This window comes from Streptomyces griseoviridis (genome assembly GCF_005222485.1).
Classification (GTDB): domain Bacteria; phylum Actinomycetota; class Actinomycetes; order Streptomycetales; family Streptomycetaceae; genus Streptomyces; species Streptomyces hintoniae.
Map to the genome: position 1 here is coordinate 7,544,625 of NZ_CP029078.1, position 23,044 is coordinate 7,567,668.

Here is a 23,044-nt window from a genome sequence, read left to right on the forward strand (position 1 = left end):
GGGATAGGTTGGCGACCGCCCCGGCGCCCGCGGCTCACCGTCGGCGCCGCCTTTCCGGCACCGCCGATCTTCCCTGGAGGCTTAATGCATATGATTCGCAAGTGCGCGACTACATCATCAGGCCCGCGGGCCAGGACGACCTCGGTGGGGCGCGAGCCGTGATGCTCGACACCGTGTACCGGGACTTCGGTACCGGCTACGTGCCGCGCTGGCACGCGGACATCGTCGACCCGGAGGCCGCCTACCTGGTCCCCGACCGGCACACCCTGCTGGTCGTCGCCGGTCCCGACGGGGAGATCGTCGGGACCGGCGCCCTGGACTCCCGGGGGCCCGCCCACCCGCCGAACCCGCCCGAGCTGGCCGCCCGCTACCCGTCAGGGCACACGGCGCAGCTGCGCCGCATCTACGTCCGCCCCGCGCACCGGCGGCACGGACTCGCCCGGCGGATGGTCGCCGAGCTGCTCGCCTTCGCCGAGGCGGACGGCGGCTACCGCTCCGTCTACCTGCACACGGACCCGGCCGTGCCGGGTGCCGAACCCTTCTGGCGGTCGCTCGGGAAGGTCGTGCTCGACGAGCGCGACACCCCCGGCGGCGGCCAGCGGATCGTCCACTTCGAGATACCCCTGGGGCACTGAAACCGATGCGCCGCCCGCACCACCTCCTGGCACTCCTGCTCGCCCCGGTCGTCACCGGCTGCTTCGCCTCCGGCGGCTCCGACGCCGCCTCCGGCGATGCGAAGTCCGGCTCCCGGCTCCGGGTCGCCCTCGCCTTCCCGCCCGCCGAGAACCTCTCCCCGTACGGCGCCGACGCCACCATCCTCAGCCGCCTCGGCGTCACCGAGGGGCTGACCTCCCTGGACGCCAACGGCACCGCCGCCCCCGCGCTCGCCGCCTCCTGGCGCCGCGACGGCGACAGCACCTGGCGCTTCACCCTGCGCGAGGCGACCTTCCAGGACGGCACCACGGTCACCCCGGCCGCCGTCGCCGCCGCCCTCACCCGCGCCGCCGCCGCGAAGCCCGCCCCCGCCGCCCTCTCCGGCGTCCACCTGAAGGCGACCGCCGCGGGCGGCACCGACGTGCGGATCACCACCGACCGGCCCGACCCGATCCTGCCGCTGCGCATGTCGAGCCCGGGGCTCGCCGTCCTGTCCGCCAAGGGGTACCGGCAGAAGGACCGCGTCGACCCCGTCGGAACCGGTACAGGACCGTTCAGGCTCACCAAGGTCACCGGCTCCACCGCCGCCACCCTCGACCGCTTCGACGACTACTGGGGCGGCCGCGCCCAGTCCTCCGGCATCGACGTCACCTTCGTCGCCGACGGCACCGCCCGCGCCGCCGCCCTGCGCACCGGACAGGCCGACCTCGCCGAGGCGATCCCGGTCGCGCAGGCCGCGGGACTCGACGCGGCCACCCGCAAGGAGACGGCCACCACCCGCACCACCAGCCTCCTGCTCAACTCCGCGTCCGGCCCCTTCAAGGACGCCGGGCTGCGCGCCGCCGCCCGCGAGGCCGTCGACACCGCCGCCCTCGCCAAGGGCGTCTACGAAGGCCACGCCGACGCCGGGGCCGGCGTCTACGGCCCCGCCGTCACCTGGGCCGAGGGCAAGCGCGAGCGGCCGGCCGGACGCGCCGGCGCCGGCACCCCCAAGGGCACCAGGATCACCCTCGCCACCTACGACAACCGGCCCGAACTCCCCGAGGTCGCACAGGTGTTGAAGCAGCAACTGGAGAAGGCGGGCTTCGACGTCCAGCTCAAGGTACGGGAGTACTCACGGCTGGAGAGCGACGCGCTCGACGGCGCCTTCGACGCCTTCGTGATGGCCCGCAACTCCCTCGTCGACACCGGCGACCCGGTCGCCGTCCTCGCCAGCGACTACACCTGCGACGGCGGCTACAACGTCGCCCAGCTCTGCGACAAGGACGTCGACCGGGCCGTCGCCACCGCCGAACGCACCGCCGACACCGGCGAACGCGAGGACGCCGCGATGGCCGCCGAGGCCGCCATCCTGCGCACCGACGCCGTCGTCCCGCTGGTCCACCAGCGCATCATCACCGGCGTCGGCAGCACCGTCCGCGGCGCCCTGCTCGACCCGTACGAGCGCACCCTCGTCGGCACCGGCACCCGGCGCTGACCCGTGCGGCAGACCACCACCGCGCTGCTGTGGCGGGCCGGCCTCGCGGTGGCCCTGGTGTGCGGCATCGGCCTGCTGCCCTGGCTCTCCCGCACCGACCCGGCGCTCACCGTCCTCAAGGCGCGCTCCGCCGACCGCGACCCCACCCCCGAGGTGCTCGCCGCCGTCCGCGACCAACTCGGGCTCGACGCGGGCCCCTTGACGCTCCTCGGGCGCTGGGCCGGCGGCCTGTTCCACGGTGACGCCGGACACTCCTGGATCTCGGGCGACGCCGTCACCCCCGCCGTCCTTGAGGCCCTCGGCGCCTCCCTGCTGCTGATGGCCGCCGCCCTCGCCGCCGCCGCCCTCACCGCCACCGCCGTCTGCGCCCGCACCCTCCGGCTCGGCGCCCGGCTGCGCCTCGACGCCGGGCGAACCGGCGGCAGCGGCGGATCCGCGATGCTCGCCGCGCTCCCCGAGTTCCTCACCGCGTCGGTCCTCGCCACCGTCGTCGGCGTCCAGCTCGGCTGGCTGCCCGCCCTCGGCTGGTACGGACCCCGCTGGACCGTGCTGCCGGGACTCGCCCTCGGGCTGCCCGCGGGCGCCGTCCTCGGACGGCTCCTCGACGACCTGCTGCCCAGCGCCTTCGCCGAACCCTGGGCGCGGGCCGCCGCCGCCCGCGGACTGTCCGGCCGCAGCATCGCCCGGCAGGCCGTACGCCGCTGCCTGCCCGCGCTGCTGCCCAACGCCGGACTCTTCGTCGTCGGCCTGACCGGCGGCGCCGTCGCCGTCGAGCAGATCTTCGACATCCCGGGACTCGGCCGCACCACCCTCCAGGCCGCCCTCGCCCAGGACCTGCCCGTCCTCCAGGCCGGCACCCTGGTCCTCCTGCTGCTGGCCGCCGTCTCCACCGGCGCCGCCCACCTCGCCGCCCGCCTCCTCATCGGCCCCGCCCTGCGCGACCGCGCCCTGCCCACCCTGCACCGCCGCCGGCCGCCCGCCCCCAGCCGCCTGCCCCTCCTCTACGGCGGCCTGCTGCTCGCCGTCGTCGCCGCCGGGCTGCCCCGCGACCCGCTCGCCCTCGACACCGACCAGCGCCTGCGACCCCCCTCCGCCACCCACCCGTTCGGCACCGACGCCCTCGGCCGCGACCTGCTCGCCCGGGTCTCCCACGGCGCCCTCGACACCCTGCTGCTCGCCTCGGGGATCAGCGCCGCCGCCCTCCTCGTCGGCGTCCTGCTCGGCCTGCTGCCCCGGCTCTCCGGGCCGCTCGTCGACACCGTCAACGCCGTGCCGCCCGTCCTCGGCGCCCTCCTCGTCACCGCCGTCGCCGGTGGCGGCACCGCCACGCCCGCGCTCGCCGTGGGCGTCGTCGCCTGGGCGCCGCTCGCCGCGCACACCTCCGCGCTGCTGCGCCAGGAACGCGCCGCCCTCCACCTCACCGCCACCGTCGCCCTCGGCGCGGGCCGCGGCCATCTGCTCCGCCACGAACTGCTGCCCGCCGTCGTGCCGCCGGTCGCCCGGCACGCGCTGCTCAGACTGCCCGGCACCGCCCTCGCGCTCGCCTCCCTCGCCTTCCTCGGACTCGGCGCGCAGCCGCCGTCGCCCGAGTGGGGGCTGCTGCTCGCCGAGAACCAGCCCTACGCCGAACGCGCCCCCTGGGCCGTCCTCGCCCCCGCCGCCGTCCTCGCCCTGCTCGGCGCGCTCGCGGTCGCCGCGTCCGGCGGAGTACGCCTGCCGAGAGGGCGGGGCCGCCGTCGCGCCACCGCCGAACAGACGTCCCCGGACAGTGAGTTGGTGACCGCCCGGTGAACCGCCTCACCCGCGCGCTGCCTCCTCGGCTCCGCCCGGCGGCCGGAGCCCGGCGCACCACGCCCCTGCTGCGGCTGCTGATCCTCACCCAACTCGCCTTCAACGTCGGGTTCTTCGCCGTCCTGCCGTTCCTCGCCGAACACCTCGGCACCGCCGTCGGCATGGCAGGCTGGCTCGTCGGGTTCGTCCTCGGCCTGCGCACCTTCAGCCAGCAGGGCCTGTTCGTGGTCGGCGGCGCGCTCACCGACCGCTACGGCGTCCGGCCCGTCGTCCTCGCCGGATGCGCCCTGCGCGTCGCCGGGTTCGGCTGGCTCGGCTACGCCGAGGGCACCGGCCCGGTCATCGGGGCGGTCCTGCTCATCGGGTTCGCCGCCGCGCTGTTCTCGCCCGCCGTCGAGTCCGAGGTCGCCCGGCAGGCCGTCGCCCTCGAAGAGGCGGGCGGCGGCCCCCGCACCCGCGTCCTCGCCCTGTTCACCGTCGCGGGGCAGGCGGGCGCGTTCATCGGACCGCTGCTGGGCGCCCTGCTGCTGGCCTCCGACTTCAGGACCGTGTGCCTCGCGGGCGCCGGGATCTTCGTCCTCGTCCTCGCCGGACACGCGTGGCTGCTGCCCCAGCACCTGCCGGGCCGCCGGCGCACCACCGCCAAGGGCGGCATCGGCCCGCTGCTGCGCAACCGCCGCTTCCTCGGCCTGTGTTGCGCCTACGGCGCCTATCTCCTCGCCTACAACCAGCTCTATCTCGCGCTGCCCGCCGAGGTGGAGCGCGCCACGGGCTCGCAGGCGCCGCTGGCCTGGCTGTTCGCGCTGTCGTCGCTGCTCGTCGTGACCACCCAGCTCCCGGTCACCCACTGGGCGGGCGCCCAGCTCACCGCGCGCCGCTCGATGGCGGCCGGCCTGCTGCTGATCTCGGCGGGCTTCGCGCTGGTCGCCGCCGCCCGCCCCGCCGAACGGACCGGCACGGCGGGGCTGTTGCCCGCCGCGGGGTTCGTCGTGCTGCTCACCGTCGGCCAGATGCTGGTCGCTCCGGTGGCCCGCGCCTGGGTGCCCGACCTCGCGGAGCCTGGCCGCCTCGGGCTCTACACCGGGGCGCTCTCCTCGGTCTCGGGTCTGATCGTGCTCGTGGGCAGCTCGGCGACCGGCACGCTCCTCGACCTGGGGCTCCCGCCCGCGGTGCCGTGGCTGGTGCTCGCGGCCGTCCCGGTCTCGGCGGTCTGGCTGCTGCCGCGCCGGCAGGCCGTCTGAAAGGCCGGCCAGGAGAGCGCGGGTGCGGCGGACCTCGCAGGCGCCCCGGCCCGCGGCTGGCTTCACGTGCCGTTCGCGGCGTCGGGCGGCCCGTTCAGGACGCCACCGGCTCCCGCGTCAGCTCCAGCATCAGCGCCACCTCGTCCGCCCGGCCCCGGCCGACGCCGTCCGCCACGGTCCTGGACGTCCCGCGCAGCCACAGCACATCGCGGCCGAACGACCAGACCAGGGCGGCCAGGGCGATCGACGTCACCGCGCACGTGGCCCAGAACGGCAGGCAGCCCGAGGCCGCGAGGAGCAGGAGGACGCCCTGGAGGGCCGCCACCGTCTTGCGGGCCGTGCTCGGCGGCAGCGGCGCGTTCAGCCAGGGCAGCACCCGCGCCGCGGCGACGAACGCGTACCGCATCCCGCCGATCAGCAGCACCCACGGCCCGAGCCTCGTCGACACGTACACGCTGAGCACCAGGATCAGGAACGCGTCGACCTCCATGTCGAACCGCGCGCCGAGCGGCGTCGAGGTGCCGGTGCGCCGGGCCACCTTGCCGTCCACGCCGTCCAGGATCAGCGCCACCGCCGTCAGACCGACGAACACCGTGACCGGCGGCGCGCTCTCGAAGGAGTCCGCGACCAGCGCCGTCACCCCGCCCACCAGGGTCGCCCGGCCGAGTGTCACCCGGTTGGCCGGGCCGAACGACCGCGGCCTGGTGCGGTGCAGCGCCCGGGAGAGCACCGCCCAGGTGGCGACGGCGAAGGCGACACCGGTCAGCCAGCCCGCGGGCCCCAGTCCGATCGCCGAGCCGAGCAGGGCGAGCAACAGGATCTGAACGCCCGCTCCCACCGCGGTCTCCTGCTGGACCAGCCTCGCGTCGTACGTGTTGTTCAGGGCCACCGCACATCCTCCGGCCGTATGACAGAGTCGATCAGCGCCGCGTACCGTCCGCGGCCTGTGCACACCTCGGTACGTGAACAACTTCCCGATCGTTCAGGAGGACGTCCGATGAAGCGGACCGCCCACGCGTTCTGGCTGGACCGTCCGGGCCAGGGCGCCCTACGCGCTGTCCAGCTGCCGCAGCCGGGCGCGGACGACGTCGTCGTGCGCGCGCTGTACTCCGGGGTCAGCCGCGGCACCGAGACCCTGGTGTTCCGCGGCGGCGTCCCGGCCAGCCAGCACGCGGCGATGCGCGCGCCCTTCCAGGAGGGCGAGTTCCCCGGCCCGGTGAAGTACGGCTACCTGAGCGTCGGCACGGTCGAGGAGGGCCCGGCGGCGCTCGTCGGCCGCACGGTGTTCTGCCTCTACCCGCACCAGACCCGGTACGTCGTCCCGGCCGCCGCCGTCACCGTCGTGCCGGACGACGTGCCCGCCGCGCGCGCCGTCCTCGCCGGGACCGTGGAGACCGCCGTCAACGCGCTCTGGGACGCCGCGCCGCTGATCGGCGACCGGATCACGGTGGTCGGCGGCGGCATGGTCGGCTGCTCGGTCGCCGCGCTGCTCGCCCGGTTCCCCGGCGTACGCGTCCAGTTGGTCGACGCCGACCCGGCCCGCGCCGCCGTCGCCGCCGCCCTGGGCGTCGACTTCGCGCTCCCCGCCGACGCCCTCGGCGAACGCGACCTCGTCGTGCACGCGAGCGCCACCGAACAGGGCCTCGCCCGCGCCCTCGAACTCCTCACGCCCGAGGGCACCGTCCTCGAACTGAGCTGGTACGGCGACCGCAAGGTCTCCCTGCCGCTCGGCGAGGCGTTCCACTCCCGCCGCCTGGTCATCCGCGGCAGCCAGGTCGGCACCGTCTCCCCGGCCCGCCCCGGCCGCAGTTACGCCGACCGGCTCGCGCTCGCCCTCGAACTCCTCGCCGACCCGGCGCTCGACGCCCTCATCACCGGCGAGTCCGCCTTCGAGGAGCTGCCCGAGGTACTCCCCAAGCTGGCGGACGGGGCCATTGCGGCCCTCTGTCACCTGATCCGGTACTCCTGACCTGAGAAAAGAGTGAGACCGGGCTGAACAAGGGGAACCCGACAGCCGTACTACACGGCACCCCCGGCACGGACCAGCAGGGGGACCAGAGGCTCCGCACCTGGAGGGTCGTCCGTTGTTCAGTGTCACCGTCCGCGATCACATCATGATCGCCCACAGCTTCCGCGGCGAGGTCTTCGGACCCGCGCAGCGCCTGCACGGAGCGACGTTCCTCGTGGACGCCACGTTCCGCCGCGAGCAGCTGGACGACGACGGCATCGTCGTCGACATCGGCCTGGCCACCCAGGAACTCGGCGCCGTCACGAGCGAGTTGAACTACCGGAACCTCGACAACGAACCCGAGTTCGCCGGCGTCAACACCTCGACCGAGTTCCTCGCCAAGGTCATCGCCGACCGGCTCGCCGAACGCGTCCACAAGGGCGCGCTCGGCGAGGGCGCCCGGGGCATCGCCGGGATCGCCGTCACCCTGCACGAATCGCACATCGCCTGGGCGAGCTACGAGCGTGCGCTGTGACCGACCTGACCGTGGACCGGGCCAGGCTCGGATACGTGCCCGCGCAGCACGCCCCCCTCAAGATCGCCGAGAGCGTACTCAGGATGTCCCTCAACTCCGTGCACTTCGTCCTGCCAGGCGGCGTCGACGACCCGGCGGTACCGAGCGGCGGCAACGCCTACGACCGCCGGATCTGCCTCGACCTCCCCGGCTTCGGCTGGCAGGTCCACAAGCACACCGTGGACGGCGCCTGGCCCCGCCCCGGAGCCGGCGCCCGCGCCGAACTGGCCCGCGTCCTCGCCGAGTTCCCCGACGACACCGTCGTCCTCATCGACGGCCTCGTCGCCTGCGGCGTCCCCGAGGTCGTCGTCCCCGAGGCGGCCCGGCTGCGGCTCGCCGTCCTCGTCCATCTGCCGCTCGCCGACGAGACGGGCCTCGACCCCGCCGTCGCGGCCGAGCTGGACGCCAGGGAACGCGACGTGCTGCGCGCCGCCCCCGCGGTCGTCGCCACCAGCGACTGGGCCGTCCGCAGGCTCGTCTCCCACCACGGCCTCGCCCCCGAACGTGTCCATGTCGCCGCCCCGGGCGCCGACATCGCGCCCCTCGCCTCGGGCACCGACGGCGTCTCGCGGCTGCTGTGCGTCGCCGCCGTCACCCCCCGCAAGGGCCAGCACCGGCTGGTCGAGGCTCTCGCCGCGGCGGCCGACCTGCCCTGGAGCTGCGTCTGCGTCGGCGCCCTCGGCCAGGACCCCGAGTACGTCGCCCATCTGCGCGAACTGATCCGCGCCCACGGCCTCGAGGACCGCATCCACCTGGCGGGAGCGCAGGCGGGCGCCGCACTGGACGCCAGCTACGCCGCCGCCGACCTGATGGTCCTCACCTCCTACGCGGAGACCTACGGCATGGCCGTCACCGAGGCCCTCGCACGCGGCATCCCGGTGCTCGCCACCGACGTCGGCGGACTGCCCGAGGCGGTCGGCCGCGCCCCCGACGGCGGCGTGCCCGGCATCCTCGTCCCGCCGGAGAACCCCGCCGCCCTCGCCAGCGAACTGCGCGGCTGGTTCGGCGAGGCCGACGTGCGGCGCCGGCTCAAGGCCGCGGCCCGCGGCCGGCGCGCCGCCCTCGACGGCTGGGCGACCACCGCCCGCAGCCTCGCCGGAGTGCTCGGCCGGCTACCGAGCGAACCCAGGAGGGCGGCATGAGGACGACAGCCGTGACAGAGCAGGCCGGCCTCCCCGGCCGGCCCACCGAGCAGGAGTTGGCGCAGCCGGCACCGGAGGCAGGAACCGGTGACGGCGTGATCCCGGGCGCGGGCCCCACACCGCGCCCGGGGGAGCGGGCCACGGTCAGGCTCCGCGAGGACGGGCCCGACGAACAGCCCAGGTACGCGCCCGAGTGGCTCCAACTGCGCGAGCCGGCCGACGCCGACGCCCGCGCCCACGAGCTGCTCGACCCGCTGCGCATCCGGCTCGCCAACCTGCCGGGACGCTCCGGACTCGTCGTCCACGACCTGGGCTGCGGCACCGGCTCCATGGGCCGCTGGCTGGCCCCGCGCCTGGACGGCCCCCAGCACTGGGTCCTGCACGACCGCGACCCCTACCTGCTGCACTTCGCGGCCGTCGCCTCCCCGAGGTCGGCCGCCGACGGCAGCCGGGTCACCGTCGAGACCCGGCGCGGCGACGTCGCCAGGCTCACCCCCGAGGCGCTGCTCGGCGCGTCCCTGGTGACGGCCTCCGCGCTGCTCGACGTCCTCACCCGCCCCGAGGCCGACACCCTCGCCGACGCCTGCGCCGGCGCCGGCTGCCCGGCCCTGCTCACCCTGTCGGTGGCGGGCCGCGTCGACATCGCGCCCGCCGACCCGCTGGACGCCGAGCTGGCCGAGGCGTTCAACGACCACCAGCGGCGCGGCGGACTGCTCGGCCCCGACGCGGTCACGGCCACCTGTGAGGCGTTCTCCGAACGCGGCGCGACCGTGCACGTCGTCCCGAGCGCCTGGCGGCTCGGGCCCGACGAGGCCGCGCTGACCGCGCAGTGGCTGCGCGGCTGGGTCGGCGCGGCCGTCGAGCAGCGGCCCGACCTGAAGGACCGTGCTGAACCGTATCTGCGGGCCCGTCTCGCGGCCTGCGAGGCAGGTGAACTCCGCGTCACGGTCCACCACAGCGACCTGCTCGCCCTCACCCGCCCCGGCGGTACGGCATGAGCGTGACGACGGTGACGGCGCGCGGCGTGCGCCGAGACGTACGGGCGGCGGGCCGCACGGCCGGCCTCCCGGTCGCGGCGAAGGCGACGCTGCCCGCGTCGACGGAGGACACCGCCGGCACCGACCCCACCCCCTCCGTCCCGCCCGCCCCCGCCGCCGTCGCCCCCGCCCGGATCGGTGTGGTCGTCGCCGCCGCGCGTCCCGGTGTCGCGCCCGGCGGGTCCCGCTCACGGACCGTGCTGCGCGGAGTGCTCGGCAAGCTCAACTCCCGCACCGTGCGCACCCACTTCGGGACCGTCGCCGGGGTCGTCATCCTCGCCGTGCTGCTGTGGCGGCTCGGCACCGGAGTCTTCCTCGACGGGCTGCGCCGGATCGACGCGCCGACCCTGCTGCTCGCCCTCGTCATCGGGCTCGCCACCACCGTGCTCAGCGCCTGGCGGTGGGCGCTCGTCGCGCGGGGGCTGCGCATCCGGCTGCCGTTCGGGACCGCCGTCGCCGACTACTACCGGGCCCTGTTCCTGAACGCGGCCCTGCCGGGCGGGGTGCTCGGCGACGTGCACCGGGCCGTCCGGCACGGGCGCAGCGAGGGCGACCTCGGACGGGGGGTGCGCACCGTCGTCCTCGAACGGGCCGCCGGGCAGGTCGCGTTGGCGGTCGTCGGGGTCGCCGTCCTGGTCACCCTGCCGTCCCCGGTGCTCACCGAGGCGCGTGACCTGGCGCCGCTGCTCGGCCTCGCGGCCGTCGGGGCGCTCGCGGTCGGACTCGCGCTGCGGATGAACGGGACGTCCTCGCGCCGGGGCCGGGCACTGCGCGCGACGCTCGCGGAGGCCCGCGAGGGACTGCTGTCCCGCCGCAACGGGCCCGGCGTCGTCGTCTCGTCGGTGCTGGTGCTCGTCGGCCATGTGGGGATGTTCGTGATCGCGGCCCGGGTCGCGGGATCGGGCGCCCCGGTCGCCGTGCTGCTGCCGATCGCCGTGCTCGCGCTGGTGGCGATGGGCCTGCCGCTGAACGTCGGCGGCTGGGGACCCCGGGAGGGCGTCACCGCCTGGGCGTTCGGGGCCGCGGGCCTCGGCGCGAGCAACGGCCTCGCCGTCGCCGTCGTCTACGGAGTGCTCAGCTTCGTGGCCGCGCTGCCGGGCGTCGCCGTCCTCGTCGCACGCTGGTGCGCCGCCCTGCGGACGGGTTCCGGGACGCCCGGGGCGCCGCCGGAACCCGCGGGCACTCACGCGCCGCGCGCGCTGCCCGCCTCCGGCTGCGAGAGCAGCGAGAAATACGCGCCGAAGGAATCCACCAGGCTCGCCAGGAGTTCCTTCCCCTTTTCCGCCGAACCGAGTGAAGGGCGCCCGATGACGCCCGAATCGGTATAGCCGGACATTCCGAGGGTCAAGAGATGACGACGGTCGTCCGCGACGAAATCGGAGGTCTCATATCCGGGTCGGAGAAATTCGGGATGGGCGTGCAGCAGGATGGAGGTCTCGATTTCCCCCGCGTGCATGTCGGTGAGCAGCGAGGTGACCACCCCCGCCCGCCCCCTGGCCGCCTCCCAGTCCTCCGCGGCGGGGAACAGCGCCATCCGCTCGCCGCGGGCCGAGGACTCCTGGACGACGTTGCCCAGCACGTAGTTCCCGCCGTGCCCGTTCACCACCACCAGGGCGTCGACGCCGGAGCGGCGGAGCGAGGCGGCTATGTCGCTCACCACCGCGTGCAGGGTCACCGCCGAGATGCTCACGGTGCCCGGCCAGCCGGCGTGCTCGTGCGAACAGGAGATGGTCACCGGAGGGAGGAGGTGCACCGGGAACGCCGCGGCGATCTCGCGGGCCACGGCACAGGCGACCAGGGTGTCGGTCGCCAGGGGAAGGAACGGACCGTGCTGCTCGAAACTCCCCACCGGAAGAACGGCGACCTGCGTTGAGACGCCCGCCGCCCTGGTCCGTACCTCTTCCGTGGTGTCCGCCGGCACCAGACCTTCCGCCGCCGTACGCGCGCCCGAACCACTCATTTCTTCACGGCCTTTCGTCTCTGTTTAGGAATCAGATCATGACAGAAAAAATCGGCGTACTCGTCAAGAAGTCAGCGCAGCGCACGGGCGTGGAACGGATCGTGAATGCGCCGCTGCCCACCGTGTACGGGGAATTCCGCGCGGTGGGGTACCTGGACCACGACCGCGGTGACGAGCAGGTGGCCCTGGTGCACGGCGACATCGGCGCGGAGGGCGTGCTGACCCGGCTGCACTCCGAGTGCCTGACGGGCGACGCGTTCGGGTCCCAGCACTGCGAGTGCGGTGACCAACTGGCGTCCGCGCTGCGGGCGGTGGTCGCCGAGGGGGCCGGCATCGTCGTCTATCTGCGCGGCCACGAGGGGCGCGGTATCGGTCTGCTCGGCAAGCTGCGGGCGATGGCCCTGCAGGCCGAGGGCCTGGACACCGTGGAGGCGAACCTGGCCCTCGGGCTGCCGGTCGACGCCCGGGACTACGGGGTGGCCGCCGGGATGCTCCACGACCTCGGGGTGAACTCGGTGCGGCTGATGTCCAACAACCCGCGCAAGCGGGAGGCGTTGGTGCGGCACGGCATCGAAGTGGCCGAGACCGTGCCGCTGTTGATAGCGCCGAGCGAGAACAACATCACCTATCTGCGCACCAAGCGGGAGCGGCTCGACCACCATCTGCCCCACCTGGACGCGGTCGCCCACCTGTCCTGACGGCGGCCGGGGCCCGGCGCCCCGGTCAGTCCAGGACGGCCTCGTGGACCAGCCGCTTGATGTCGGGGTAGAGCGTGTGCGACGACTTAGGCCGCACCTGCGTGTAGAACTGCACGCTCAGGTCGCGGCTCGGGTCGACCCAGAACGTCGTCGTCGCCACCCCGCTCCAGCCGTAGGTGCCCAGTCCGGTGGGCGCCTTGGTGCGGGACGGGTCGACGACCACGGAGACGCCGAGGCCGAAGCCGACGCCCTCGTTGCCGGGTTCGTCGTGGGCCGGCCGGCTGCCGAAGGCGCGCAGGTCGGCGCCGTCGGGCAGGTGGTTGCGGGTCATGAGGTCGACCGTTTCGGGGGCGAGCAGCCGGACGCCGTCGAGTTCGCCGCGGCGGCGCAGCATCTCGGAGAAGCGGTGGATGTCGTGCGCGGACGCGACCATCCCGCCGCTGCCCGACAGGAACCGGGGCCGCCCGTGCAGCGGGAGACCGGCGATCCGCTCGATGCCGCCCTCGTTGGTCTCGCCGTACAACTCCGAGAGTCTGGGCGCCTGTTCGGCGGAGACCTGGAAGCCCGCGTCGGTCATGCCGAGCGGCCCGAAGACCCGCTCGGCGAGGAACGTGTCGAGCGGCTGCCCGCTGATTACCTCAAGGACCCGGCCCAGCACATTGGTGGCGACCGAGTAGTTCCACTCGGTGCCGGGCTCGAACTGCAACGGCAGGCTCGCGTACGCGTCGACGGTCCCCGCGAGATCGGTGCCCGGCTTCACCGACGAATCGAGACCGGCCTCCCGGTAGCGGGCGTCCACCGGGTGCGTGTGGTAGAAGGCGAACGTCAGCCCCGCGGTGTGGGTCATCAGGTGCCGGATCAGGAGCGGTCCCGACGCCGGGCGGGTGCGCAGGTCCAAGCCCGAGCCGCCGACGTACACCCGTGGTTCGGCGAAGGCCGGGAGGTGGCGGTGGACCGGGTCGTCGAGGCTGAGGCGGCCCTCCTCGACGAGGGTGAGCGCGGCCACCGTGGTGACCGGCTTGGTCATCGAGTACATCCGCCACAGGGTGTCGGGCTCGACGGGCCGCCCGGCCGCGAGGTCCCGCCGGCCGTACGCGGTGAGGTGGGCGACGCGACCGCCGCGGGCCACGGCCACCAGGCTGCCGGGCAGGCGCCCCTCGTCGACCTGCACGGCCAGGTGCCGGTCGAGGCGGGCGAGCGCCTTCGCGTCCAGCCCGACCTCGTCCGGGTCGACCTCTTGTCGCAGCTGTGCCATCGCTCTCCTCCGAATGCGTCCGTCGAGGTCAGGTCCGGCTGCCCCGCCACACCCGCCTCAGACCTCATGGTCGCGCAGGAACAGCGGCCCGGTCCCCCGGTTGATCGGGTTTGATCGCCAGTTCGGAACGTTTCGGCAGAAGACGTCCGATCAGTGCGCCGACGACGGGCACCACGGCGAGGCCCGACAGCGCGACCGACGACGGCCACCACGGCGAGGCCCGACAGCGCGACCGACGACGGTCAGAGCGCCCCGGCCACACCGAGGACCGGCGGCTGACCGGTGTCGCGCAACCGCGGATGACCGCTCGCCGGCACGTCATGACGGAAATCAGCTCGTACATGCCCCGGTTCCCGGGCGCGCAGGCGTTGACCCTGCGGGAGATCGCCCGCCGGGCGGGCGTCTCGCACGGGGCACCCCGGCGCCACTCCCGCACCCAGCTGGAGCTGCTGTCCACGCGGGACCCCGGCGGCCACCGGCCGTACGCCGGGAATGCGGCCCCCGGCCGCGCGGGTTGAACCAGACATGACTGAGGACTCACTGCTCAAGCTGCTGTCGGCGGGCAACGGCGGGGTGCTGGTCACCCTGAAGCGCGACGGCCGCCCCCAGCTGTCGAACGTCAGCCACTTCTACGACCCGGACGAGCGGATCGTGCGGGTCTCCGTCACCGACGACCGGGCCAAGACCCGCAACCTGCGCCGCGACCCGCGCGTCTCCTACCACGTCACCGCCCCCGACCGCTGGTCCTACACGGTCGTCGAGGGCACCGCCGACCTCTCCCCGGTCGCCGCCGACCCGCACGACGACACGGTCGAGGAACTGATCCGGCTGTACCGCGCCGTCCTGGGCGAACACCCGGACTGGGACGAGTACCGCGCCGCGATGGTCCGCGACCGGCGCCTGGTGGTGCGCATCCCGGTCGAGCACGTCTACGGCATCCCCGCACGGTCCGACACCGACTGACGAGGTGACGGCGGCCCGTCTGCGAGCGGTCGGTGTCCGTCGTCGACCGAGGTCACGAGCGGATGCGCGCGGCCGGGAACCCATGGGACCGCGCCCCCGCCACCACGGCGAGCACCGGCACCAGCAGCACCGGCACGCTCCACGCCAGAGCCGTCGCGCCCAGCCGGTCGAGCAGCACGCCGCCCGCGATCCCGCCCCCGGCCATCGCCGCGTTCCACAGCGTCACCAGCATCGCCTGCGCCGCGTCCGCGCGGTCGCCGCCCGCCTCGGCGACCGCCGTCTGCAACAGCGTCGGCACCCCGCCTCAGCCGAGCCCCCAGAGCGCCGCCGCCGCGTACACCAGCGCGGGCAGGTCCGCGCGGGCCGCGAGTCCCGCCGCCGCGCATCCGACCAGCAGCACGGAGGCGACGGCCAGGGCGCGCGGGCGCCGGTCGATCCAGGCACCCGTGGCCCAGACGCCGAGCAGTGAAGCGCCTCCGAACACCAGCAGCACGGCCCCCGCCGAGCCGTCGAGGCCCGCGCGGTCGAGGAACGCGGTGATGTAGGCGTACAGGACGGTGTGGGCGAGGACGAACACCAGCGTCACGAACAGCACCGGCACCACCCCGGGGACCGTGAGCGCCGTCGCCATCGGAGCCCGGCCTCCCGCGTCCCGCGCGCCCCGGCCCGGCCGGTCGGGGACGAGCAGCGCGATCCAGCCGAGCAGGGCCGCCGTCACCGCCGTCATCAGGGCGAACGCGGCACGCCACCCCAGCGCCCCGCCGATGAAGGTGCCGGCCGGCACCCCCAGGGCGAGGGCCACCGGGACGCCCGTCATCGCGACGGCGACCGCCTTCCCGCGCAGCCCGGCCGGTGCCAGCGCGCGGGCGTACCCGGCGAGCAGCGCCCAGGCGAGCCCGGCGGCGACACCCGCCAGGAACCGGGCGGCCATGGTCAGCGGGTAGCTGCCGGACAGGGCGGTCACCGTGTTGGCGGCGGCGAACCCCGTCATCGCCGTCAGCAGCAGCCGTTTGCGCGGCCAGGCCGCCGTGGCCGCGGCGAGCGGGATCGCGGTGAGCGCCGTCCCGGCCGCGTAGACGGTCACCGCCTGCCCCGCCGCCGGTTCGCCGACCCCGAGGTCCGCGCTCATCCCCGGCAGCACCCCCGCCGGGAGCGTCTCGGTGAGGCTGGTGACGAAGACGGCGGTGGCGAGCGCGAGCAGCGCGGCCAGCGGGAGGCGGGCGGCCGTGGGTGTGGGTGTGGTGGACATGGCGAGCAGGGTCGGCCTTGACACCGGTGTCAGATTCAATGCGTCCGACGCCCCGTCCACCGTTCATCAACGCGAGGGTGCGCGCACGCGGCGGGCCCCCGGCGCCGTGGTGACCGGGGACGGGGGACCGGGGACTGGGAGCTGGGGACCTTGGACGTGGGACGGGGCGGCCGGGGGCCCGCCCGTGGTCAGGTCGTGGTGGTGACCGGCTCCCGGCGGGCCGCCGTGCGGGCCGCTTCCTCGCCGAGGTGCTCCGTCGGGACCGTGTGGGTCTCGCGTGCGGTGATCGCCGCGATCACCGGCGGCACGCAGAGGGCCGCCGTGAACAGCGCCACCGCCGACCAGCCCGTCCCGTCGGGCCCCGCTATCTCCGCCGCGAAGGTGACCGCGAAGCCCGCCACGGCGAAGCCGATCTGGGTGCCGATGGCCACGCCCGACAGCCGGACCCTGGTGGTGAACATCTCGCCGTAGAAGGAGGGCCACACGCCGTTCGCCGCGCTGTAGACGACCCCGAAGCTGACGACGCCCAGGAGCAGGATCAGCGGGTAGGAGCCGGTGGAGATGGCCCACAGGTAGAGGAACATCGTCACCGCGCTGCCGACCGCGCCGATCAGATACACCGGACGGCGCCCGACGCGGTCCGACAGCGTGGCCCACAGCGGGATCGCGGCGAGCGCCACGAGGTTGGCGAGCGCGCCGACCCACAGCATCGACGACCGGGACATGCCCACCGCGTCGCTGGTCGCGTACGCCAGCGCCCACACCGTGAAGATGGTGGAGACCGAGGCGATCAGCGCGCCCGCCACCACCCGCAGCACATCCCTCCAGTGCTCGCGCATCAGCACCACCAGCGGCAGCCTGACCACGCCCTCGGACGCGGCCTGCCGGGCGAAGGCCGGGGTCTCGTCGAGCCGGCGCCTGATCACGTACCCGACGACGGCGACCGCGATGCTCAGCCAGAACGGCACCCGCCAGCCCCAGGCCAGCAACTGGTCCTCGGGGAGCTGCGCGACCAGCAGGAAGACGAGGGTGGCGAGCAGCTGACCGCCCTGGGTGCCGCCGAGGGTGAAGCTGGTGAAGAAGCCGCGCCGGCCGGGCGGGGCGTGTTCGAGCGTCATGGAGCCGGCGCTCGCCTGCTCGCCCGCGGCCGAGATGCCCTGGAGCACCCGGCACAGGACCAGCAGCACCGGGGCGAGCGTGCCGACCTGGGCGCGGGTGGGCAGACAGCCGATGAGGAACGTCGACACGCCCATCAGGATCAGCGTGAAGACCATGATCTTCTTGCGGCCGACCCGGTCGCCGAAGTGGCCGAGGAAGAGCGCGCCGACCGGCCGCGCCGCGTACGCCACCCCGAACGTCGCCAGGGACAGCAGGGTCGCGGTCGCCGGATCGGACGCGTCGAAGAACACCTTCGGGAAGATCAGCGCGGCGGCGCTGCCGTAGATGAAGAAGTCGTAGTACTCCAGGGCGCTGCCGATCCAGGCGGCGGCCGCCGCCTTCCTCGGCTGGCCGGGCGGCGCCGCGGGGACGGCTGGCGTGGCGGGTTCGGACACGGCGGTACTCCTTCGAGGGCTCCGGCACGGGCGGAGTGAGCGGCGGGGAGGAGAGGAGGCCGGACCCCGGGGACGGCGGGACGGCGGGACGGCGAACCGGTGCGGACTAATGAACCCACTGGGTAGTTAGTCGCGATGGGTAGGGATGTTGCGCTCGCGTTTCCCCGCTGTCAAGAGGTCGTGCCGAAAGCCGTCCGGGGCCGGTCCAGGGCTCCGCGTCCGGGTCCGGAGGCAGGGACCTGAGGCCCGGTCAGGACGTCAGCTCCGGACGTCAGGTCCGGACGCAGGGACCTGAGGCCCGGTCAGGACGGCAGGTCAGGACGCCGGGTCAGGACGCCGGGTTCAGTCCGTCGCGCGGGCCGCCGCTCAGTCCGTCGCGCGGTCCGCGGTGAGGTAGGCGATCACCATGTCGCCCAGCATGGTCCGGTAGTGCTCGCGCTGGGCGGGGTCGACCAGGTCGCGGCCGAACAGCGCGCCGAAGGTGTGCCGGTTGGCGACCCGGAAGAAGCAGAACGAACTGATCATCGCGTGCAGGTCGACGGCGTCCACGTCGGCGGTGAACAGCCCGGACTCCTGCCCGGACGCCAGGATCCGGCGGATCACGTCGAGGGCCGGCGAGCCGATGCTGCCGAGCATCTCGGAGGCGGCGATGTGCTCGGCCTCGTGGATGTTCTCGATGCTGACCAGGCGGATGAAGTCGGGGTGGCGCTCATGGTGGTCGAAGGTCAGCTCCGCCAGCCGCCTGATCGCCGCGACCGGGTCCAGGTGCTCGACGTCCAGGCTCTGTTCGGCCTCCCTGATCACACCGTAGGACCGTTCGAGGACCGCGGTGAACAGCTGCTCCTTGCCGCCGAAGTAGTAGTAGATCATCCGCTTCGTGGTGCGGGTGCGGGCGGCGATGTCGTCGACCCGCGCCCCCGCGTAGCCGACCCGGGCGAACTCCCGCGTCGCCACGTCGAGGATCTCGGCCTTCGTGCGGACGGCGTCACGGATGCGGCCGTTCGGTCGTGCCGGTTCGTCGACGCTGGTCATCGGGTTCCTTCCGGCGCGGGGTGCGGTGCCGGTGATTGTAGAAGCCGGGCGCGGGGCCGCCCGTGGGGAGGGGCGGCCCGGCACGGGCCGCCGTCGCGCACGGGCTTCCCAAGCGGCGCCGTCGGCTGCTATCACTAACGTACTGGTTCGTACATTAGTCAGCCGCTGGGAGGGCCGCCGTGGCCAAGGACTCGTATCTCGTCGCACTGATCGGCTCCGGCATCGGCCCCTCGCTCACCCCCGCCCTGCACGAACGCGAGGCCGACCGGCAGGGGCTGCGCTATCTCTACCGGCTCCTCGACATCGACGCCCTCGGCGTGCCGCCCGAGGCGGTGGGCGACCTGCTGCGGGCCGCGCGCGACGTGGGCTTCGACGGACTGAACATCACCCACCCGTGCAAACAGCTCGTCATCGGCCACCTCGACGCGCTCGCCCCGCAGGCCGAGGCGCTCGGCGCCGTCAACACCGTCGTCTTCGAGGACGGCCGCGCCACCGGCCACAACACCGACGTCACCGGCTTCGCCGCCTCCTTCGCGCGCGGCCTGCCCGACGCACCCCTGGAACGGGTCGTCCAACTCGGCGCGGGCGGCGCGGGCGCGGCCGTCGCCCACGCCCTGCTCACCCTCGGCGCCGAACGGATCACCCTGGTCGACGAGCGACCCGAGCGGGCCACCGCCCTCGCCGACGCCCTCACCCCGCACTTCGGCACCGGCCGCGTCACCGCCGCCGCCCCCGACGCGCTGCCCGCGCTGACCGGCGCCGCCGACGGCATCGTGCACGCCACCCCCACCGGCATGGCCGCCCACCCGGGACTGCCCCTGCCCGCCCGGCTGCTGCACCCGGGACTGTGGGTCGCCGACGTCGTCTACCGCCCGCTGGAGACCGCGCTGCTGCGCACCGCCCGCGCCCTCGGCTGCCCGGTGCTCGACGGCGCGGGCATGGCCGCCTTCCAGGCCGTCGACGCGTTCCGCCTGATCACCGGGCGGGAACCCGACGCGGCCCGGATGCTCACGGACATCGGGGAACTGGCGGGCGCCGTGACCGCACCGAAGTGAAGCGAGGTAGACCATGCCCACCGCCAAGCCCGCCCCGCCGCGCACCTGCGTCGCCACCGTCTCCCTCAGCGGCTCCCTCACCGAGAAGCTGACCGCCGCCGCGCGGGCCGGCTTCGACGGCGTCGAGATCTTCGAGAACGACCTCCTCGCCAGCCCGCTCGACGCCACCGAGATCCGTGCCCGCTGCGCCGACCTCGGCCTCACCATCGACCTCTACCAGCCGATGCGCGACATCGAGGCGGTGCCCGCCGACCTCTTCGCCGCCAACCTGCGCCGCGCCCGGCACAAGTTCGAGCTGATGAACCGCCTCGGCACCGACACCGTCCTGGTCTGTTCGAGCGTCTCCCCGCACGCCGTCGACGACGACGCCCTCGCCGCCGGCCAGCTCGCCCGACTCGCCGACCTCGCCCAGGAGTTCGGCGTCCGGGTCGCCTACGAGGCGCTGGCCTGGGGCCGGCACGTCTCCACCTACGACCACGCCTGGCGCATCGTCGAGACGGCCGGCCACCCCGCGCTCGGCACCTGCCTGGACAGCTTCCACATCCTGTCCAGGGGATCGGACCCCCGGGGCATCGAGGACATCCCCGGCGAGAAGATCTTCTTCCTCCAGCTCGCCGACGCCCCGCCGCTCGCCATGGACGTCCTCCAGTGGAGCCGTCACTACCGCTGCTTCCCCGGCCAGGGCGGCTTCGACGTCGCCGGGCTGCTCCGGCACGTACTGCGCGCCGGATACACCGGACCGCTCTCCCTCGAAGTCTTCAACGACGTCGTCCGGCAGGCCGAGGCGGGACCCACCGCCGTCGACGCGCACCGCTCGCTGCTCGTCCTCCAAGAGGCCGTCGGCCGCGTCGAGTTGCCCGCGCCGGTGGTCCCCACCGGCATCGCCTTCGCCGAGCTCGTCACCCCCGACGCCGAACCCGTCACCGCCGTACTGGGCGCCCTCGGCTTCGCCCGCACCGCCCGGCACCGCGGCAAGCCCGTCGACCTCTGGCAGCGGGGCGAGGCCCGGATCCTGGTCAACACCGCGGGCGCGGCCCGCAGGGACGGCACCCAACTCGCCGCGATCGGCCTGGAGTTCCCCGACCCGGCAGGCGCCGCCCGCCGCGCCGAGGCCCTGCTCGCCCCGGTCCTGCCGCGCCGCCGCGCCCCTGGGGACACCCCGCTCGATGCGGTCGCGGCACCGGACGGCACGGAACTCTTCTTCTGCGCCACCGGCCACCCCGAACTCCCCGACTGGCGGACCGACTTCGAGGATCTCCCGGTGACCGGAGAGACCATCGGCCCTGACCGGAGCCCGGCCGCCGCACCGGGGGACACCTCGGCCGCCGTCCCGGGCCCGCTCCGGGTCGATCACCTCGCCCTCAGCCAGCCCTGGCACCAGTTCGACGAGGCCGTCCTCTTCCACCGCGGCGTCCTCGGGCTCGACGCGCGGGAGAGCGTCGACCTCGCAGACCCCTACGGACTGCTGCGCAGCCGCGCCGTGAGCGACCCGGCGGGGCGTGTACGGATCGCCCTGTCGGTGGGCCCCGGGCCCGCCGACGACACCGCGCACGCCCAGCACATCGCGCTGGCCACCGCCGATGTCGTCGCCGCGGCCCGCCGCTTCCGCGCGGCGGGCGGCCGGCTCCTCGCGATCCCGGCGAACTACTACGACGACCTCGCCGCCCGCTACGGCCTGCCGGACGACGAGTGCCGGACCTACCGCGACCTCGGCATCCTCTACGACCGTGACGGGCGGGGCGAGTTGAGGCACTGCTACACCCTGACCGTCGGCCGGGTCTTCTTCGAACTGGTGCAGCGGGACGGGGACCACCCGGGCTACGGCGCACCCGACGCCCCCGTCCGGCTGGCGGCCCAGCACGGCGCCCGCCACCTCGGCGGCTGACGCACCGGAGCCCGCCGGGCCGGGCCGGGCCGGGTCCGGCGCGGGCGCCCTACGCCCGCACGTTCCACTCCGCGATCACCGGGCGGTCGTGCTCCGTCGACAGCCGGCTCACCGTGCCGGTCGCGAGCTGGAACAACCGGCCCTCGGCGGGCGGGAGTCCGAGACGGCGCGCGGTCAGGACGCGCAGGAAGTGGGCGTGCGCCACCAGCACCACATCGCCCGTGGAGCCGGACAGCACCTCGTCCACCCGGGCCAGCACCCGGTCGGCGCGGGCGCCGACCTCGGCCGGTGACTCGCCGGGGTGGCCCTCGGGTCCCGGCGGCACACCGTCGCGCCACAGGTCCCAGTCGGGCCGGGTCCGGTGGATGTCGACGGTGGTGACGCCCTCGTAGCCGCCGTAGTCCCACTCGTGCAGGTCGGGCTCCGCCACCGCCCCGCCGAGGCCCGCGAGTTCGGCCGTGCGGACGGCCCTTTCCAGTGGGCTGGTCAGCACCAGCGCCCAGGTCCGCGACGAGAGGAGCGGAACGAGGGACTTGGCCTGTTCCTCACCGTGGGAGGTGAGGGGCAGGTCGGTCCAGCTGGTGTGCCGGCCCGACACGCTCCACTCCGTCTCGCCGTGGCGGACCAACAACAGGTCCCCCACGGTGTCTTACTCCTTCGACTCGACGGCGTGCCCGCCGAACTGGTTGCGCAGCGCCGCGACCATCTTCATCTGCGGCGAGTCGTCCTGGCGTGAGGCGAACCGCGCGAAGAGCGACGCGGTGATCGCGGGCAGCGGCACGGCGTTGTCGATGGCCGCCTCGACGGTCCAGCGGCCCTCACCCGAGTCCTCGGCGAAGCCCTTCAGCTTGTCGAGGTGCTCGTCGGCGTCCAGGGCGTGCACGGCCAGGTCGAGCAGCCAGGACCGGATGACCGTGCCGTCCTGCCAGGACCGGAAGACCTCGCGGACGTCGGTGACCGAGTCGACCTTCTCCAGCAGCTCCCAGCCCTCGGCGTAGGCCTGCATCATGGCGTACTCGATGCCGTTGTGGACCATCTTGGAGAAGTGCCCCGCGCCCACCTTGCCCGCGTGGACATAGCCGTACGGGCCTTCCGGCTTGAGCGCCTCGAAGATCGGCTGGAGCCGCTCGACGTGCTCCTTGTCGCCGCCGACCATCAGCGCGTAGCCGTTCTGGAGCCCCCACACACCGCCGGAGACACCGGCGTCGACGAAGCCGATGCCCTTGGCGCCGAGCTGCTCCGCGTGCTTCTCGTCGTCCGTCCAGCGGGAGTTGCCGCCGTCCACGACGACGTCGCCCGCTTCGAGGAGCCCGCCGAGTTCGTCGACGACCGACTGGGTGACCGGGCCCGCCGGGACCATCACCCAGACCACGCGCGGCGCTTGGAGCTTCTCGACGAGTTCGGCAAGGTCCTTCACATCGGTGACCTCGGGGTTGCGGTCGTAGCCGACGACGGTGTGGCCGGCGCGGCGGATCCGCTCGCGCATGTTGCCACCCATCTTGCCGAGACCGACCAGGCCCAGCTGCATGG

The 23,044-nt window shown here is 74.4% G+C and carries 19 protein-coding genes and 3 pseudogenes; 14 read left to right on the forward strand and 8 right to left on the reverse strand.

Annotated features, from left to right (window positions below):
* The first annotated feature begins 101 nt into the window (after nt 1-101).
* Genes DDJ31_RS32700 through DDJ31_RS32715 form a run of 4 tightly spaced genes read left to right on the forward strand, consistent with a single transcriptional unit; the run spans nt 102 to nt 5,163 of the window.
* Nucleotides 102-635, forward strand: a complete 534-nt coding sequence (locus DDJ31_RS32700; protein WP_240677988.1) for a GNAT family N-acetyltransferase — start codon at nt 102-104, stop codon at nt 633-635.
* 5 nt (nt 636-640) lie between these two features.
* Nucleotides 641-2,131 carry an ABC transporter substrate-binding protein gene (locus DDJ31_RS32705; protein WP_127176802.1) on the forward strand — a complete coding sequence of 497 codons (1,491 nt, stop codon included), beginning with the start codon at nt 641-643 and terminating at the stop codon, nt 2,129-2,131.
* A gap of 3 nt (nt 2,132-2,134) precedes the next feature.
* Nucleotides 2,135-3,922, forward strand: a complete 1,788-nt coding sequence (locus tag DDJ31_RS32710) for an ABC transporter permease subunit (protein ID WP_127176801.1) — start codon at nt 2,135-2,137, stop codon at nt 3,920-3,922.
* 17 nt (nt 3,923-3,939) lie between these two features.
* On the forward strand, nt 3,940-5,163 hold the full coding sequence (locus DDJ31_RS32715) for an MDR family MFS transporter (RefSeq protein ID WP_171481020.1): 1,224 nt from the start codon (nt 3,940-3,942) through the stop codon (nt 5,161-5,163).
* A 94-nt stretch (nt 5,164-5,257) separates the two neighbouring features.
* On the opposite strand, the gene DDJ31_RS32720 is transcribed toward DDJ31_RS32715, so the two are convergent.
* On the reverse strand, nt 5,258-6,052 hold the full coding sequence (locus DDJ31_RS32720) for a CDP-alcohol phosphatidyltransferase family protein (RefSeq protein WP_127176799.1): 795 nt from the start codon (nt 6,050-6,052) through the stop codon (nt 5,258-5,260).
* A gap of 108 nt (nt 6,053-6,160) precedes the next feature.
* Between DDJ31_RS32720 and DDJ31_RS32725 the strand changes: the two genes are divergently transcribed.
* From DDJ31_RS32725 to DDJ31_RS39485, 5 genes and pseudogenes are all read left to right on the forward strand, one after another.
* Nucleotides 6,161-7,132, forward strand: a complete 972-nt coding sequence (locus DDJ31_RS32725) for a zinc-dependent alcohol dehydrogenase (RefSeq protein WP_127176798.1) — start codon at nt 6,161-6,163, stop codon at nt 7,130-7,132.
* Between the two features lie 115 nt (nt 7,133-7,247).
* On the forward strand, nt 7,248-7,646 hold the full coding sequence (locus tag DDJ31_RS32730; RefSeq protein WP_127176797.1) for a 6-pyruvoyl trahydropterin synthase family protein: 399 nt from the start codon (nt 7,248-7,250) through the stop codon (nt 7,644-7,646).
* Nucleotides 7,643-8,827, forward strand: a complete 1,185-nt coding sequence (locus DDJ31_RS32735; protein ID WP_127176796.1) for a glycosyltransferase family 4 protein — start codon at nt 7,643-7,645, stop codon at nt 8,825-8,827. The genes DDJ31_RS32730 and DDJ31_RS32735 overlap by 4 nt, the downstream gene beginning before the upstream one ends.
* On the forward strand, nt 8,824-9,825 hold the full coding sequence (locus tag DDJ31_RS32740) for a class I SAM-dependent methyltransferase (RefSeq protein WP_127176795.1): 1,002 nt from the start codon (nt 8,824-8,826) through the stop codon (nt 9,823-9,825). Before DDJ31_RS32735 ends, DDJ31_RS32740 begins: the two co-directional genes overlap by 4 nt.
* Nucleotides 9,822-10,904 (forward strand): annotated as a pseudogene (locus tag DDJ31_RS39485) (lysylphosphatidylglycerol synthase transmembrane domain-containing protein); the annotation flags it as partial. The gene DDJ31_RS32740 and the pseudogene DDJ31_RS39485, both read left to right, overlap by 4 nt.
* A 143-nt stretch (nt 10,905-11,047) precedes the next feature.
* Here DDJ31_RS39485 and DDJ31_RS32745 read toward each other — a convergent pair.
* Nucleotides 11,048-11,824: a creatininase family protein gene (locus DDJ31_RS32745; protein ID WP_127176793.1), complete on the reverse strand. Its 777-nt coding sequence runs from the start codon at nt 11,822-11,824 to the stop codon at nt 11,048-11,050.
* 38 nt (nt 11,825-11,862) lie between these two features.
* On the opposite strand from DDJ31_RS32745, the gene ribA reads away from it, so the two are divergent.
* Nucleotides 11,863-12,522 carry a GTP cyclohydrolase II gene (gene ribA, locus DDJ31_RS32750; RefSeq protein WP_127176792.1) on the forward strand — a complete coding sequence of 220 codons (660 nt, stop codon included), beginning with the start codon at nt 11,863-11,865 and terminating at the stop codon, nt 12,520-12,522.
* Between the two features lie 25 nt (nt 12,523-12,547).
* On the opposite strand, the gene DDJ31_RS32755 is transcribed toward ribA, so the two are convergent.
* On the reverse strand, nt 12,548-13,777 hold the full coding sequence (locus tag DDJ31_RS32755; RefSeq protein ID WP_127176791.1) for a serine hydrolase domain-containing protein: 1,230 nt from the start codon (nt 13,775-13,777) through the stop codon (nt 12,548-12,550).
* Nucleotides 13,778-14,097: 320 nt separating this feature from the next.
* On the opposite strand from DDJ31_RS32755, the pseudogene DDJ31_RS32760 reads away from it, so the two are divergent.
* Both DDJ31_RS32760 and DDJ31_RS32765 read left to right on the forward strand, forming a co-directional pair.
* Nucleotides 14,098-14,232 (forward strand): annotated as a pseudogene (locus DDJ31_RS32760) (TetR/AcrR family transcriptional regulator); the annotation flags it as partial.
* A gap of 70 nt (nt 14,233-14,302) precedes the next feature.
* Nucleotides 14,303-14,740 carry a PPOX class F420-dependent oxidoreductase gene (locus DDJ31_RS32765; RefSeq protein WP_171480933.1) on the forward strand — a complete coding sequence of 146 codons (438 nt, stop codon included), beginning with the start codon at nt 14,303-14,305 and terminating at the stop codon, nt 14,738-14,740.
* A gap of 52 nt (nt 14,741-14,792) precedes the next feature.
* Here the strand turns inward: DDJ31_RS32765 and DDJ31_RS32770 are convergent.
* The 3 genes and pseudogenes from DDJ31_RS32770 to DDJ31_RS32780 all read right to left on the reverse strand — a co-directional run bounded on the left by DDJ31_RS32770 (nt 14,793) and on the right by DDJ31_RS32780 (nt 18,574).
* Nucleotides 14,793-15,989: pseudogene (locus DDJ31_RS32770) on the reverse strand (MFS transporter).
* A 188-nt stretch (nt 15,990-16,177) separates the two neighbouring features.
* Complete coding sequence (locus tag DDJ31_RS32775) at nt 16,178-17,542, reverse strand: MFS transporter (RefSeq protein WP_127176789.1); 1,365 nt, start codon at nt 17,540-17,542, stop codon at nt 16,178-16,180.
* A gap of 366 nt (nt 17,543-17,908) precedes the next feature.
* Nucleotides 17,909-18,574 (reverse strand): TetR/AcrR family transcriptional regulator, encoded by a 666-nt coding sequence (locus DDJ31_RS32780; RefSeq protein WP_127176788.1) that lies wholly within the window; start codon nt 18,572-18,574, stop codon nt 17,909-17,911.
* Nucleotides 18,575-18,753: 179 nt separating this feature from the next.
* Between DDJ31_RS32780 and DDJ31_RS32785 the strand changes: the two genes are divergently transcribed.
* Nucleotides 18,754-19,629, forward strand: a complete 876-nt coding sequence (locus DDJ31_RS32785; protein ID WP_127176787.1) for a shikimate dehydrogenase — start codon at nt 18,754-18,756, stop codon at nt 19,627-19,629.
* 13 nt (nt 19,630-19,642) lie between these two features.
* Nucleotides 19,643-21,514, forward strand: a complete 1,872-nt coding sequence (locus DDJ31_RS32790; RefSeq protein ID WP_127176786.1) for a sugar phosphate isomerase/epimerase and 4-hydroxyphenylpyruvate domain-containing protein — start codon at nt 19,643-19,645, stop codon at nt 21,512-21,514.
* A 49-nt stretch (nt 21,515-21,563) separates the two neighbouring features.
* Here the strand turns inward: DDJ31_RS32790 and DDJ31_RS32795 are convergent, their stop codons facing one another.
* Entirely contained in the window at nt 21,564-22,157 is a 594-nt protein-coding gene (locus DDJ31_RS32795; RefSeq protein WP_127176785.1) for a histidine phosphatase family protein, read from the reverse strand.
* 6 nt (nt 22,158-22,163) lie between these two features.
* A complete protein-coding gene (gene gnd / locus DDJ31_RS32800) occupies nt 22,164-23,042 on the reverse strand; it encodes a phosphogluconate dehydrogenase (NAD(+)-dependent, decarboxylating) (protein ID WP_127182492.1) in 879 nt (292 codons plus the stop codon).
* Between the last annotated feature and the right edge of the window lie 2 nt (nt 23,043-23,044).

What these genes read in the sequence shown, in the direction of transcription:
- DDJ31_RS32725 (WP_127176798.1), top strand. Translation starts at nt 6,161, where the DNA reads ATGAAGCGGACCGCCCACGCGTTCTGGCTGGACCGTCCGGGCCAGGGC.
- ribA (WP_127176792.1), top strand. Translation starts at nt 11,863, where the DNA reads ATGACAGAAAAAATCGGCGTACTCGTCAAGAAGTCAGCGCAGCGCACG.
- DDJ31_RS32745 (WP_127176793.1), bottom strand. Translation starts at nt 11,824, where the DNA reads ATGAGTGGTTCGGGCGCGCGTACGGCGGCGGAAGGTCTGGTGCCGGCG.
- DDJ31_RS32780 (WP_127176788.1), bottom strand. Translation starts at nt 18,574, where the DNA reads ATGACCAGCGTCGACGAACCGGCACGACCGAACGGCCGCATCCGTGAC.
- gnd (WP_127182492.1), bottom strand. Translation starts at nt 23,042, where the DNA reads ATGCAGCTGGGCCTGGTCGGTCTCGGCAAGATGGGTGGCAACATGCGC.
- DDJ31_RS32755 (WP_127176791.1), bottom strand. Translation starts at nt 13,777, where the DNA reads ATGGCACAGCTGCGACAAGAGGTCGACCCGGACGAGGTCGGGCTGGAC.
- DDJ31_RS32790 (WP_127176786.1), top strand. Translation starts at nt 19,643, where the DNA reads ATGCCCACCGCCAAGCCCGCCCCGCCGCGCACCTGCGTCGCCACCGTC.
- DDJ31_RS32705 (WP_127176802.1), top strand. Translation starts at nt 641, where the DNA reads ATGCGCCGCCCGCACCACCTCCTGGCACTCCTGCTCGCCCCGGTCGTC.
- DDJ31_RS32765 (WP_171480933.1), top strand. Translation starts at nt 14,303, where the DNA reads ATGACTGAGGACTCACTGCTCAAGCTGCTGTCGGCGGGCAACGGCGGG.
- DDJ31_RS32740 (WP_127176795.1), top strand. Translation starts at nt 8,824, where the DNA reads ATGAGGACGACAGCCGTGACAGAGCAGGCCGGCCTCCCCGGCCGGCCC.